13 protein-coding genes, 1 tRNA gene and 1 pseudogene are annotated in these 13,504 nt (G+C 59.6%); 9 read left to right on the forward strand and 6 right to left on the reverse strand.

Translation table 11 applies throughout. From position 1 onward, the window contains the following. Positions 1 to 45: 45 nt before the first annotated feature. Together ACF8MC_RS23930 and amiA are read right to left on the reverse strand one after the other, a co-directional pair. On the reverse strand, positions 46 to 1,098 hold the full coding sequence (locus tag ACF8MC_RS23930; protein WP_164037818.1) for a porin: 1,053 nt from the start codon (positions 1,096 to 1,098) through the stop codon (positions 46 to 48). A gap of 54 nt (positions 1,099 to 1,152) precedes the next feature. After that, positions 1,153 to 1,983, reverse strand: coding sequence for an N-acetylmuramoyl-L-alanine amidase AmiA (gene amiA, locus ACF8MC_RS23935; protein ID WP_060430595.1), 831 nt, complete (start codon positions 1,981 to 1,983; stop codon positions 1,153 to 1,155). A 334-nt stretch (positions 1,984 to 2,317) separates the two neighbouring features. On the opposite strand from amiA, the gene ACF8MC_RS23940 reads away from it, so the two are divergent. The 7 genes from ACF8MC_RS23940 to ACF8MC_RS23970 all read left to right on the forward strand — a co-directional run bounded on the left by ACF8MC_RS23940 (position 2,318) and on the right by ACF8MC_RS23970 (position 8,735). Continuing rightward, a complete protein-coding gene (locus ACF8MC_RS23940) occupies positions 2,318 to 3,688 on the forward strand; it encodes an MFS transporter (protein ID WP_033654931.1) in 1,371 nt (456 codons plus the stop codon). A gap of 16 nt (positions 3,689 to 3,704) precedes the next feature. Continuing rightward, positions 3,705 to 4,103, forward strand: coding sequence for a hypothetical protein (locus ACF8MC_RS23945; protein WP_223182167.1), 399 nt, complete (start codon positions 3,705 to 3,707; stop codon positions 4,101 to 4,103). Positions 4,104 to 4,149: 46 nt separating this feature from the next. Further along, complete coding sequence (locus ACF8MC_RS23950) at positions 4,150 to 5,226, forward strand: ABC transporter substrate-binding protein (protein ID WP_202637324.1); 1,077 nt, start codon at positions 4,150 to 4,152, stop codon at positions 5,224 to 5,226. Positions 5,227 to 5,289: 63 nt separating this feature from the next. After that, positions 5,290 to 6,279, forward strand: a complete 990-nt coding sequence (locus ACF8MC_RS23955) for an iron ABC transporter permease (protein ID WP_225369036.1) — start codon at positions 5,290 to 5,292, stop codon at positions 6,277 to 6,279. After that, entirely contained in the window at positions 6,266 to 7,033 is a 768-nt protein-coding gene (locus ACF8MC_RS23960) for an ABC transporter ATP-binding protein (RefSeq protein ID WP_101427126.1), read from the forward strand. Before ACF8MC_RS23955 ends, ACF8MC_RS23960 begins: the two co-directional genes overlap by 14 nt. A gap of 101 nt (positions 7,034 to 7,134) precedes the next feature. Next, positions 7,135 to 8,010, forward strand: coding sequence for a glyoxalase III HchA (gene hchA / locus ACF8MC_RS23965; protein WP_164104892.1), 876 nt, complete (start codon positions 7,135 to 7,137; stop codon positions 8,008 to 8,010). Further along, on the forward strand, positions 8,007 to 8,735 hold the full coding sequence (locus tag ACF8MC_RS23970; protein WP_033647935.1) for a PA1136 family autoinducer-binding transcriptional regulator: 729 nt from the start codon (positions 8,007 to 8,009) through the stop codon (positions 8,733 to 8,735). The genes hchA and ACF8MC_RS23970 overlap by 4 nt, the downstream gene beginning before the upstream one ends. Here ACF8MC_RS23970 and ACF8MC_RS23975 read toward each other — a convergent pair. Then, positions 8,732 to 9,622 carry a LysR substrate-binding domain-containing protein gene (locus ACF8MC_RS23975; RefSeq protein ID WP_164104891.1) on the reverse strand — a complete coding sequence of 297 codons (891 nt, stop codon included), beginning with the start codon at positions 9,620 to 9,622 and terminating at the stop codon, positions 8,732 to 8,734. The genes ACF8MC_RS23970 and ACF8MC_RS23975 overlap by 4 nt on opposite strands. A gap of 129 nt (positions 9,623 to 9,751) precedes the next feature. Between ACF8MC_RS23975 and ACF8MC_RS23980 the strand changes: the two genes are divergently transcribed. Continuing rightward, positions 9,752 to 10,324 carry a hypothetical protein gene (locus ACF8MC_RS23980; protein ID WP_041035859.1) on the forward strand — a complete coding sequence of 191 codons (573 nt, stop codon included), beginning with the start codon at positions 9,752 to 9,754 and terminating at the stop codon, positions 10,322 to 10,324. Between the two features lie 149 nt (positions 10,325 to 10,473). On the opposite strand, the gene ACF8MC_RS23985 is transcribed toward ACF8MC_RS23980, so the two are convergent. After that, on the reverse strand, positions 10,474 to 11,394 hold the full coding sequence (locus tag ACF8MC_RS23985) for an AraC family transcriptional regulator (RefSeq protein ID WP_041035858.1): 921 nt from the start codon (positions 11,392 to 11,394) through the stop codon (positions 10,474 to 10,476). A gap of 105 nt (positions 11,395 to 11,499) precedes the next feature. On the opposite strand from ACF8MC_RS23985, the gene ACF8MC_RS23990 reads away from it, so the two are divergent. Next, the gene (locus ACF8MC_RS23990; protein ID WP_164104914.1) at positions 11,500 to 12,333 is read left to right on the forward strand and encodes an oxidoreductase; all 834 of its coding nucleotides are present in this window, start codon (positions 11,500 to 11,502) and stop codon (positions 12,331 to 12,333) included. 96 nt (positions 12,334 to 12,429) lie between these two features. Here ACF8MC_RS23990 and ACF8MC_RS23995 read toward each other — a convergent pair. Both ACF8MC_RS23995 and lacZ read right to left on the reverse strand, forming a co-directional pair. Then, positions 12,430 to 12,505: transfer RNA gene (locus tag ACF8MC_RS23995), tRNA-Asn, on the reverse strand. Positions 12,506 to 12,619: 114 nt separating this feature from the next. Next, positions 12,620 to 13,504: pseudogene (lacZ, locus tag ACF8MC_RS24000) on the reverse strand (beta-galactosidase); the annotation flags it as partial.

The following is a 13,504-nucleotide window of genomic DNA, read 5'->3' on the forward strand; positions in this document are numbered from 1 at the left end:
CGCCCTTCACCGGGCGGGGCTTTTTATTGGCTGCGGGAGAGCGGATCACCAATGATAGCTGATGCCCATATCGAGCTTGTCCGACGCATCGACGCCGGGCGTGTGCTGCGAAAGGTTATTGAATTCATAGTTAATAAACACCTGCATATTGCTGTTGAGCAACCAGGTGACCCCCAGCTCCTCATAGTTCAATAAGTCCATGTTCCGGCCTGCCCGGGTCTGTATCAAACGGGTATAGCCGATGTTGGGTTGGATGTGGTCCGTCAGCCGATATTTGGCGAGCGCTTCATAACTTGACGCCGAACCGCGGTTAGCGGTTTGTTGCGGGCTGATGGCGTTGTCGCTTTGGGTGAACACGGCCGCAAGATAGATTTTTTTCGACGCATAGAGAACCCCTTCGGCCAGCGTATCGATGCGCCGGCGATAGCCGGCGGCGCGTTGTTGCCGCTGCGTGGTTTGAGACGCCGAGGCGGCGGCGATGAGGCTGAGCGTCGGCGTCAGCGCATAACGGAAGGAGAGGCCGAATCCGTTGCCGTTTTGTTTGCCCGGCGTTTGCCGGTCGTCGCCGTCTTTGAACTGATATTGCAACGCGAGTGCGGCGCGCCGCTGAAACAGGCTGAAGGGGCGGCGGTAAGTGAGCAGGTTACGCGCCCGGCCGCGCATAAAATTGTCGATGTAGTTGTAGGCCATCTCTCTAAACAGCGGAGAGCGATCGGTCAGGGCGGTCACATCATAGAGCACGCCCCAATTGCGGCCGATATCGAGGCTGCCGAAGGTTGCGTTTTGCACCCCAATATAGGCGAGTCGGGTGCTGTTGCGAGTCGCGTCGGCGAAGCTGACGGTATATTCCCAGTGGGCGTAGGCCCGCCAGCGCGGCGCGATCTTTTTTTTGCTTATCAGACCGAAATAGAGGTAGCTGCGGTCGCCGTCGTCGCGCGCGTTTTGGCCGCTGTAGCGTCTGGCGATAATCGTGCCGTAGAAATTCAGGCTGTTTTGCTGCGACCCCGTCAACGACACGGCGAAGGCGCCGCGTGGTAATAGGGCCAGCAGGGGGAAAAGCATGCCCGCCGAAAAATAACGCGGATTGCATTTTATCATGATGACACCATCCCTGTGCGCGGCAAGCCCGTGAGCTTGCCGCCTCGGCGAAGCTTAAGCGTGCGTTTCGCGTTTAAAGTAGCTGACGATCCCCTGAGCGATCGCCGTGGCAATTTTATTTCGGAATGCGGGGGTGCCGAGCAGCCTTTCTTCCTCAGGGTTGGTGATGAAAGAGGTTTCCACCAACACGGAAGGAATATACGGGGATTTTAAGACCACGAAGGCCGCCTGTTCGGTATTTTTGGCATGCAGATGATGAATGGGCGCAATATGTTGAATCAGGTGCGAGCCCAGCGTCAGGCTTTCTTTGATCGTTTCCGTCTGTTCCAAATCAAACAGTATCTTCTGCAAATAGCGGTCTTTCTTGATGACGTTAGGGCCGGCGAGATCGTCCGCCGCGTTTTCACTGTTCGATAAGTATTTCGCCATCGCGCTGCTGGCGCCTTTATTGGAAAGCGCAAAGACCGAAGCGCCGCAGGCGCTGGGGCAGGTAAAACCGTCGGCGTGGATGGACATGAAAAGATCCGCACCGTGCCGGTGCGCGATCTCCACCCGATCGTAAAGGGGAATAAAAACGTCGCTGTCGCGCGTCAGGCGGGCATCGATGCCGTGTCGATCGAGCTGTGCACGCACATTTTTGGCGATCGCCAGAACGACATGTTTTTCCAGCGAACCGGTGTGGCCAATGGCACCGGAGTCGATGCCGCCATGACCGGGATCCAACATGACCAGGAATCTTTTTCGCGCCCCCTGAGGTTTGGGGCGCGGCAGGCCGTGGGCGTGAGCCAGCGGGGAAGCGGCGCCGTTCAGCGCCAGGGCCGCCAGCCCTGCCAACATCATTCTGCGGCGAGATAACCGGGTGTTCAAAAGGTCCGTCTTAGCCATAAGGTTAACCAGCATAAAAGGAAAGGGTGTTTTTGTTATAACATAACAATTTCACGCGCCAGTGGGGTTGTCTGTTAGCGGCTGTTACTTTTAATGTCATTCCTTAAATTCACTGGTTTTTTATACTGCATTTATTTTGTTTATTGAGTGTTCGTATTGCTATTTATTTGTTTTTTATTTGTTAATTCTTATTTTGACACACTATTTAATCTAATATTTCAAATGAGATTTATTCTCCTCTTTAATTGATATGTTATAACGTAATTACTAAAACGGATAAAAAACGGGGTCTTTGCCGCCGGCATGAAGTCACTCACGTTTTTGGAGCGTTAACATGACTTTTAAACACCAGGAAAAAGAGACATTAAATATATTCGCCGTTCTCGCCGTCTCGTTAAGCACGGTAATCGCCATGCTCGACAGTACCATCGCCAACGTGGCGCTGCCGGTGATCGCCAAAGATTTCGGCGTTTCCGAATCGGCCTCCATCATGATTATTAATGCCTACCAGTTTGCCGTCGTCGCCTCTTTGATGCCCTTCGCGGCGCTGGGCCGCGCGGTGGGCAATAAAAAAATCTTTATGGCCGGGGTGGTGCTGTTCGCTTTTTCATCCCTGGGCTGCGCGCTGTCCACGACGCTGGAGATGCTGACGGCATTCAGGGTGATACAGGGCTTCGGCGCGGCGGCGGTGCTCAGCGTCAATGCGGCGCTGATCAAGGAGATATACCCGGAAAGGCTGCTTGGGCGCGGTCTGGGCATAAACGTGATGGTGGTGTCGGTTTCCGCCGCCGCCGGGCCATCCATCGCCTCGGCGATACTTTCTCAAACGAGCTGGAACTGGCTGTTTACCATTAATGTTCCCATCGCTTGCCTGTCGCTGCTGCTGAGCGTGATATTCCTGGGTTCCCGCGAGCGGCGCAGCGTTGGGTTCGACAGCGGGGGCGCCCTGTTGGTGTTTGTGCTGTTTATCGCTTTCTCGCTCAGCACCATGAGCATGACCACTCACCATCTGCCGGCGGCGGCGCTGAGCTTTGCGGTATTCGCCGGGCTGGCCGGGTTGCTGTACATCAATCAAAAAAGAAAGGCCGACGCCGCGCTGATCCCGATCGCGATGCTGCATAACCCGACGCTGTCATTGTCTTTGCTGATGTCGATGCTGTCCTACAGCACCCAGCTTTTGGCCTATGTTTCGCTGCCTTTTTATTTTCACAACGTCCTGCAAAGAAACGTGGTGGAAATCGGTCTGTTGCTGACCGCCTGGCCGCTGGCCACCATGGCGTCTTCGCTAATTTCCGGCGATTTGGCCAAGAAGTACGATCCCAATCTTGTTGCCCTCTCGGGCCTCGCCTGTCTGCTGGCAGGCATGCTGCTGATGGCCAATCTGCCGAGCGATCCGTCGAATGGGGCGATCGTATGGCGCGTGGCGCTGTGCGGCATCGGTTTCGGCCTGTTTCAATCACCGAACAACCTGTTGATCATGACGTCGGTCTCCCATGAAAACAGCAGCATCGCCAGCGGCCTGTTGGGCAGTTCCCGGCTGATTGGGCAAATCGTCGGTTCGGCGTTGGTGGCGATTTTCTTCAACATGCGGGGCGCGCAAGCGACGAACATCAGTTTAATGGCGGGGGCGGCATTCTCGTTCCTTTCTCTGGTCGTGAGCTATATGCGCTTCAAGTCCGCCGTTACGTTAAAAACCAGCAAATAGAAGCACGAGGTTTCCCATGCGATTTATCCCATTAGTGCCGTTGGTTATCGGGATGGCGGCGTTTTCCCTTGCCGGCTGCACGACCTACCACGACGTGGCGTTGCAACAAAAAGAGACGGGGCTCAATAGCCAATATTACCTGCTGCAGCCGCCGGTCTATGTCGGCGACCAGCTGAAATATGGTCTGAAGGACGGCAGCGGCGGCGAGTTGACGGTGGCGAAGGTTGAACCGAAAGACCTGGTCGCCGACAGCGGAAAAATCATTCCCCTGTCGCAGCTCTCTTTCCTGCAACGAAAAGACCTTTCCACAGGAAAAACCGCCGCGTTGGTCGGCGGCGGCGCGGTCGCCACCACGGCAATCGTCTTTGTGGCCGGGATAACCATCATGGCCGCCGGCATCGCCGCGTCGGCCTAACGCAGCCCATCGCCGCACGCCGCCGAGCGTGCGCACAGGAGGCACCATGTGCGTCACAGTGAAATTTATCGCCACCGCGCTGCTGGCAATATTCGCCTTGCCGACGGCGCCTTGCGCCAGCGGCAGTCAGCCGGCGGCGGCCGAACGGCCGCAGAGCGCAGCGGTGCAAAAGTTGCCTGGCCACTATCAGCGGATCGTCATCACCGGCAACTGCCCCTTCGGCGTGATCCTGGCGAACGAGGCGGCCTACCGGCACGTCGTCGGCGTGGGGCCCTGGGCGTTCATGCATGCCGATATGCATGTGTTGAAGGACATGAAGCCTGACATCGGCAGGATCACCTCCGCCTTCATCAATAAGGACTACCGGGTCAACATGGAGTCGTTAATGAATCTACGGCCCGACATTATTTATTACTACGGCAAAAGCCAGGACGATCGGCTGGAAAGGGCGGGCGTGATGACCGTCGATCTGGATGCCGGCGGGAAGACAAAGTACCAACCGATGGTCACCCAGATGTATTGGGAAAATACCTTCGCCGACACGCTCGGCCTGCCGCGCACGCACAAATTCAAAGACGCCTGGGAAAAGACCCTGAAGCAGATCCGCCCCTATGCCGCAGCCATCCGCGCGCAGCACGTCAGGGCGTTGTATCTCGAAGAAAGCGACGGCAGGCAGCTGAAGGTGAGCGGCCCGCATACCTACGGCGACACCTACCTGAAAATGGCCGGCATGGACAACGTCGCAGGGGATTTGCCGGTGAAAGGGGATGCCGGCAGGTACATCAACGTTTCGATGGAGCAGATCATGGCCTGGGACCCGGATGTGATTTTCGTGGTTTTCGGCAGCGCCAAAGCGCTGCTGCACGGGGGGATCCCCGGCCAGGCCTGGGAGACGCTCAGGGCGGTAAAAAACGGCAAGGTTTTCTCGACGCCGGTGGGCATTCATAACTGGGGGGGCCTGTCGGCGGAAACGTCACTGCTGCCGCTGTTTATGATCAACCGCTATGCCCCTGAAGACATTAGCGACAAGACGCTGCGGGAGGAGACGCGCCGCTATTATCAGACGATGTTCTCCTATGCGATCCCGGACCGTTTGTTGGATGAGGTGCTGGCACAGCGCTAGCACCACGGTTGAATTGCGTTAGTGGGTTGGAGGAGCTTGGGGATGCCGGGCAGAGGAAAATATATGGCGATCATGGTAGGGCTGTTTTTAGCCTTGTGTGTGGTTGCCGTCGCATCACTGTTTGCCGGCCGTTACGCCTTGTCGGCCCATGACGTGCTGCAGATTTTATGGCAGGGGAACATGCCGGGGGAAAACCAGGCCCACTATTCGGTGATTTTTAACCTGCGTGCGCCGCGGGTGGTGGCGGTGATGCTGGTGGGCGGCGGGTTGGCGGTCGCCGGCGCGACCTTTCAGGCGGTGCTGAAAAACGCGTTAGCCAGCCCGGACGTGCTGGGCACGTCTTCCGCCTCCGCCTTTGGCGCCGCGCTGGGCATTTTATTGAGTTTGCCTTTTGCCCTGAGTTCCCTGCTGTCGTTTCTTTTCGGCGTGGTGAGTTTGTTGCTGGTGCTTGGCATTTGCCGCCTGAAACGCCGGCAGGATGCGCTGACGACGATCCTGTCCGGCATGATTATCGCGTCGGTGTTTATCGCGTTTGTCTCGGCCATCAAATATGTCGCCGATCCGCAGGATACCTTGCCCGCCATCGTCTTCTGGCTGATGGGCAGCTTCGCTTCGGTGGCGAAAGCGCAGGTCTATTGGCTGATCCCGCTGTTTGCGGCGTGTTACCTGACTATCTACCGGCTCAGGTGGAACATGAACATTCTCTCGCTGGGGGACGACGAGGCGCGCATTGCCGGCCTGAATCCGCCCCGGCTGAAGATCCTATTGCTGATCGCCGCCTCTCTGCTGGTTTCCGCTTCCGTGAGCTTGGCCGGCGTGGTGGGGTGGGTTGGCTTGGTGATCCCCCATTTGGTGCGAAGCGTGCTGGGATATAACCACGGCCGTCTGATCCCAGCATCGGCGCTCGGCGGCGCGTTGTTTTTGCTGGTTATCGACAATATTGCGAGAGGCGCCACCTATACGGAAATTCCAATCGGTATCCTGACCGCGCTGATCGGCGCGCCGCTTTTCGCGGTGCTTTTTATTCTGGGGAATCGATATGATCACCGCTAGCCGGCTAGCCTTTGGTTTCAAGGGGCGGGAGCCCATTTTCGACAACGTCAGCTTCGAGCTTAAGCGCGGCGAGATCCTCAGCGTGCTGGGCCCGAACGGCGCCGGCAAAACGACGCTGCTGAGAAATATTGCGGGCCTGTGTCGGCCCAGCGCCGGCAGGTGCGAGATCGGCCGCGTCGATAATCGAGAGGCGCGCCTGGCCTACGTGCCGCAGGCGAAGGTGCCACATTTTTCCTATGGCGTACTCGATTTTGTCACTTTCGGCTGCGCCCGCCAGGCGGGATGGTTCGCCGGGCCGCGGCGGCAAGATTTCACCAGGGCGCAGGCGGTGTTGCACGCGCTGGAGATCGCGCCGCTGGCGCAGAAAAATATCAACCAGATCAGCGGCGGTGAACTGCAGATGTGTTATTTCGCCAAGGCGCTGGTGGCAGATCCCGACGTCATGATCCTCGACGAACCGGAATCGAATCTGGATTTTTACAATCAGGCCAAAATGATCGAAATGCTGTGGCGCCTCGCCAAAGAGCGGCAGATGACGATCGTGCTGAATACGCATTTCCTCAATTACGCCGAACGCATCTCCGACAAGTGTTTACTGATGGCAAAACGGCAGTCGCTGTTTGGCGTTAAAAGCGCAGTGCTGCAGGAAGATATCCTGGAGCGCTATTTCCGGGTGCCGGTCAGAAAATGCTGCTATGAACACCAGGGCGCCAGCGAAGAAACCTTTATTATCGCTCTACGCAATCTCGCCTGAGTTTCGGCTGCAAGGATTGCTTGAGGGATATCCCTCATTGCGGCCCCGCCGGCGGTTATTTAAGCTGAAAGGGCAACGTAACGGTGAATATGGAGATAATCATGACTGATTCAGTGTCCAACGATCGTAATCCCACCCCGGATGTGGCGGAAGACAACGCGTTCTTCCCATCACCTTACTCCCTCAGCCAGTACACCTCGTCCAAAACCGACTTCGCGGGCGCCAGCTACCCGAACGCCTATCGCGGCGGCAAGTGGAAGGTGCTGATGATCGCCTCGCAGGAGCGCTACCTGCTGATGCATAACGGCAAGTTCTTCTCCACCGGCAATCACCCGGTCGAGATGCTGTTGCCGATGCATCACCTGGATCTGGCCGGTTTCGAGATCGACATCGCCACGCCGTCCGGCGATCCGGTGAAGCTGGAGATGTGGGCGTTCCCGCAGGAAGACGACGCGGTCAAGGCCACCTACGAGAAGTACCGCAGCCAGCTCAAGCAGCCGAAAAAGCTGACGGAGGTGGTGAAGGATCTGGATGGCGGCAACTACCTCGGCGTTTTCATCCCCGGCGGCCACGGCGTGCTCAACGGTATCCCGTTCAGCGAAGAGGTGAAAAAGACCCTGCACTGGGCGCACGACAACGATCGCTACGTGATTTCGCTGTGCCACGGGCCGGCCGGTTTGCTGGCGGCGGGCATCGGCGAGAGCAAAGAGGATTTCCTCTATCGTGGCTATGAAATGTGCGTGTTCCCGGACTCGCTCGATACCGGCGCCAACATCGACATCGGCTACATCCCCGGCCCGATGCCCTGGCTGGTGGGCGAGCGCTTGCGCGAGCGGGGCGTGAAGATCGTTAACGCCGACATCACCGGCAAGGTGCATAAAGATCGGCGCCTGCTGACCGGCGACAGCCCGCTGGCTTCCAACAACCTCGGCAAGCTGGCGGCAGAGACGCTGCTGGCCGACGTCGCCGCGCGATGAGCGACGAGATCGCGCAGCGCGCTTTCCAGACGGCGCTGGCGATGGACCACGAGCGAACCCTGTCCGCCATTCAGGGGCGGGTTCGTGCCTTTGCCGCGCCGTTCGGCTTCGATCGCTTTGTGCTGTTTTCCGCTTCCGCTGCGGCGGAGGCGGGGATCGAGCATATCTATTGGGTCGAGGGCGACTGGTTCGGCGACGGCGAGGCGGTCGATGCGTTGACCTATGTGCGGCACTGCCCGGTGACCCGGCATATGCTGCGGGTCAGCGAGCCGTTCTTCTGGACCAAGACCCGGGCGCAGCAGGGCGAGCGCTACCGGATTGTACGCACGCCGCGTGGCGCCGGCCTGCACGGCGTGCAGATCCCGGTGTTCGGCCCGGCCGGTTTGGAGGGCGCCGTCAGCCTGGGGGGCGATCGCATCGACGCCTCGCCGCCGGTGCGGCTGGCGCTGGTGCTGGTGGGCACGGCGGCCTTTCAGGCGGCGCGGCGGCTGTTCGCACCGGCGGCCGGCGAGGGGGAGAGCAGGCTGTCGGCGCGTGAGCGCGAGGTGCTGAGCTGGACCGCCATCGGCCGGCGGCAGGCGGATATCGCCGCGATGCTCGGCCTGTCTGAGCGCACGGTGGAAAACCACCTGCGGCGCATTCGCCAACGCCTTGGTGCCGCCACCACCGCGCAGGCCATCAGCGTGGCGATCCGCCTGGGGGAAATCGCCCCCGAGCGCCGTTAGCCCACCGCCATTTGCCGCAGCAACCACTCGCGCAGCGCAATGATATCGGGGCGCTGCGCGGTCTCTTCGGTGGTCACCAGGTAATAGTTGGCGCCGGGTAACGAAATCTCGAACGGCGCGGCCAGCACGCCGCGCTGCAACAAATCGCGCGCCAGCAGCCGGCTGGCGATCACCACCCCCTGGCCCGCCACCGCCGCCTGCAGCGCGTGCGTCTCGTCGCTGAAGGTCAACCCGGCTTCCACGTTCAACCCTTCCGGCCCGTAGCGCCGCCGCCAGTTTTCCCAGGTCGGCGCGTCGGCAGGCACCTGCCGATGTTCCACGTGGAACAGCGTTACCCGCCGCAAATCCTCGCTGCGCTCCAGCGCCAGCGCCGGGCTGGCCACCACGATAAAGCGGTCCTCATGCAGCAGGGTGCAGTGCAGGTCGCTTTCCGGCGTTTCTCGGTAGCGAATGGCGACGTCCACGGTGCGCTGGTTGAGATCGACGCGCTCGACGCTGGTGTGCAGGCGCAGATCGATGGCGGGAAACTCCGCCTTGAAATCCGCCAGCCGCGGCACCAGCCAGTGGGTGAGAAAATTGGAGGTGGTGGTGACGGTCAGCGCCGGCGGCTGTTGGGCGCGGGTGATTTGGGCGATGGACTGCTCCAGCGCGGCAAAGGCGCGCTGGGTGCCGGCATACAGGATCTCGCCGATCTCGGTCAGGCTGACGCCCTGCGCGCTGCGCTCGCACACCCGGCATGCCAGCACCGACTCCAGCAGCTTAATCTGGTGGCTGACAGCCGTCGCGCTGACGCCCAGCTCCTCGGCGGCCAGTTTGAAGCTGCGGCAGCCGGCCACGGCGTGGAAGGCGCGCAGCGCGCCCAGCGGCGGCAAACGGGGTTTTCTCATGGCTGAGTTATTCTCATCTAAGGCTGAAAACTATGAGTTTGTCTGACCGATTATACAAGAGATAGGCTACTGACATGTGAACAGGGAAATGAATTTATTTCATCATTTCCACCATGTCGGGAGTTAACGATGAGCATATATGTCAACAACGGCGCCCTGGGCGCCATGGAACACACGGGAACGGCGGCGAGCGGTCTGGCGCTCAGCGTGCCGGTCGCGGCAGGCGCTTTGCTGCTGAAGACCGAAAGCCTGCTGGGCATCGGCGCAGCGCTGATGCTGCTAACGGCATTGGCGCTGGCGTTTCTCGGCGGCGCCGCGCTGGCCCGCTGGCAGCCGCTGCGGAAGCGGCCTGCGCTGGCTATGCTCCGCTACGGTTTTTTGCTGGCGGCGGCGGGGTGGCTATTGACGCTGCTGATGCTGTTCGGCGGCCATGATTGGCCGGCCCTGCTGGCGGGCATCGCCCTCGGCGGCCTGGGGCAGGGCGTGGCTTACCGCACGGCGGTGGGGGAGAAAACGGCGTTCGCTGTGGCGTGCAGGCTGGCGACGGTGGTGAGCATCGTGGCCGTGGTGGTTGCCGCGTTGCTGATTCAAACCTACGCCGCGCCGGGCGTGAGAGGAAGCTGTTTCGCGCTGGCGCTGCTGGTCGATTTGGCGCTGTTGGGGGCGTTGATGGCTCGGGTAGCGGAGCGGGATAGAGGTTGAAACATTGCAGAGGGTTAAAGGCCTGCTTGGGGACGGGGCGGGCTTTTTGGTGTTTGCGGAGATTGTTGAGTAGGTGATCCGACGGTTGGTTTTGTGGCATAAACGGACGCTACCTACCTCAAGGTAGCGTTTGCCATACCGAACAAGCCTTAGTGCGACGAAACAAATACCGAGGCAGGCTGCGCGGGCGGAATGGCGAAGTGACGCTGCATGCGTTTTATCTCCTCTGCCGGTGGCAGGCCAAACAGACGTTTGAATTCGCGATTAAATTGCGATGGGCTTTCATAGCCAACGGCGTAACTCGCGGCGGCGGCGGTGATTTGTTGGCGCACCATCAGCATCCGTGCCTGGTGCAGGCGTACCGATTTCACATACTGCATCGGCGGCATCTTCGTTATCGCTTTGAAATGGCTATGAAAGGTCGGCACGCTCATGCCGGCCTTCATCGCCAGCTGCGTCAGCGTTAGCGGCTCCGCGTAAGCGGCATGGATGTGCTGCAGCGCTTTACCGATTTTGCCAAACTGGCCCTGCAAGGCCAGCGCGGCACGCATGGCGTTGCCCTGTGCGCCTGTCAGCACGCGGAAATAAAGCTCACGCAGCCGCGTCGGGCCGAGGATCGCCGCTTCTAGCGGGTCAGCCAGGACTTCAAGTAAGCGAAGAACGGCCATTTTTACCCTGTCGTCCATGGGGCTCGACATCATGCTTTGCGGCGCGACGGGAGGGTGCGGGGCGCCATGCTGTTCAATCTGCAACATCAGTTCAGCGGCAAGCTGAAAATCCAGATGCATATAAATCGCCAGCAGCGGATGTGCTGCCGACGCATCGGTTTCCATCACAAACGGCACCGGCACCGAAACCGCCAGGTAGTGCTGCTCATCATATAAATAGGTCTGCTGGCCGAAATAGCCGCGTTTGCTGCCCTGACAGACAATCACGATCCCCGGATCGTAAAGCACCGGCGTTCTGGCAAGCGGGCGATCGGATCGCAAAATTCGCACATCAGGTAGGGCAGTGAGGTTGTATCCCTCTTGCACCGCAAGTCTATTCATCAGGGCAATCATGTCGTACATCCCACCACCTCATAAAATCAGGCAAGAAAAAGAGAAGATACGGCCTAAAAATGCGGCAGTACAGAGAATACCATGCAACCTTCATGGTTCATGGGAGTTCTTTTTATGGCATCTGCAAAAACGATTTTAATCACCGGCGTCAGCAGTGGCTTTGGCCAGGCGCTGGCGCGGGAAGCCCTCGCCGTAGGGCATCGGGTTGTAGGGACGATGCGCAACAGCGAAGCACTGCAGGCATTCGGCGCGCTCGATACGCAGCGGGCTTTTGGCTATCTGCTTGATGTCACGGACGTTGAACGTATTGATGAGGTGGTTGGAGAGATAGAGTCCGCCGTCGGCCCGATAGATGTGCTGGTGAACAATGCCGGTTACGGCCATGAAGGCATACTGGAAGAATCCCCGCTTGCAGAGCTGCGCCGCCAGTTTGACGTCAATGTGTTTGGCGCGGTGGCGATGATCAAAGCCGTGCTGCCGGGCATGCGCCAGCGCCGTCGCGGCCACATTATTAATATCACCTCAATGGGCAGCTTCATTACCTTACCTGGTATCAGCTATTACTGCGGCAGCAAATTTGCGCTGGAAGGGATATCAGAAACGTTAAGCAAAGAGCTTGTCCCGTTCAACATACACGTGACCGCAGTAGCGCCCGGCTCGTTTCGGACGGACTGGGCCGGGCGCTCAATGGTACGCAGCCCTCGCCGTCTCCCGGACTATGACGCGTTATTTGAACCTGTTCGTCAGGCGCGTCAGGAAAAAAGCGGCAAGCAACTGGGCGATCCGGTTAAGGCGGCTCACGCCATGCTGGCATTGATCGAGAGCCGGAATCCACCCACGCATCTGTTGTTAGGCAGTGACGCATTAAGTTTGGTGCGGCAAAAGCTCGAGGCGTTAGGCAAGGAAATTGAACAATGGGAGAAACTTACCCGTTCAACGGATGGCTGACCGGTTTCGGGTAGGGAGTGTGCAGGGGATCACCGATTATGACCGCCCAACAGCAAAAAGCCCGCTCGGGTTTCCCTGAGCGGGCTTCTCTAAATATGGCTCCTCTGACTGGACTCGAACCAGTGACATACGGATTAACAGTCCGCCGTTCTACCGACTGAACTACAGAGGAATCGTTGGAACGGGGCGAATAATAGCGAGGCGCCGTCGGCATGTCAAAGGCGGATTACACATTCTGTGACTGTTTGCTTACAGAATGCGCAACCCGTTGAGTTTTTTGGCAGATTTAGCTCTCGGGCGTCCGCTGCAGGCGCAGCTGATAACGGTAAACGCCGGCGGTGAGCAGGTAATCCCGGTGCACGCTCGGGCTCCAGGAGTCGTCGCCGCCCACCCCCATGTGGAAGCCGTCGAGATGCAGCCAGGTGCCTGCTTCCGGCTGCAGCAGATGCTGGTGGCTGCAGGCCATCAGCTGTGGCAGGCCGTAGCGGCTGAGCGAGAAGTGGAAGCGGCCGTCGATGTGCCAGCCGCCGTAGCGCAGGCTGCGGGTGTCGCAGCGCAGGCCATTCTCGCCGGGGAAAATATACGGCGTGTGCAGATCCGCCAGCGGCAGGCGCCAGCGCCCGTGCTGCGCGGCCAGGCGGCGATCCGGGTAGTTCTCGTGCGGGCCCAGGCCCAGCCCCAGCCATTCCACCTGCGGTTGCACCGTTGCCAGTTGGCAGTGCAGGCCGATGCGCGCCGGCGGCGGCAGAGTATCGGCCACCTCGACTTCCACGTTCACGCTCACCGCGCCCAGCGCGTCGAATAGCCACTGCTTGCGGCTAATCAGCAAAATCTGCCCGTCCACGCCGAACTGGTGTTCGCTCACCACCTGCACGCCGTTTTGCAGCGCATCGGCCTGCAGCCGCGTGCAGCGTTCCTCCAGCCGATACAGGCCCGCCAGCTTCCAGCGTTCGACCCAGGCGTTGGGATCGATACGGTCCGCCTCGCTGACGCCGATGTCGTTATCGATCGGCGCGCGCGCAAAACTGTCGCGCAGCGGCGTCAGCAGCTGCGGCTGCTCATTCTGCCACCACTGCGTCAGGTGGCCGCTGCTGCGCTCGAAGCGCCAGCGCTGGTCGCCGTGGGTGAGGGTCAGCCCCTGATCGTCCTCAATCAGCGTGGGCGGCACGCC

Origin of the sequence: Serratia sp. LACPHL-BACT-2024-00286, assembly GCF_043109535.1 — a bacterium.
Lineage (GTDB): Bacteria > Pseudomonadota > Gammaproteobacteria > Enterobacterales > Enterobacteriaceae > Serratia > Serratia sarumanii.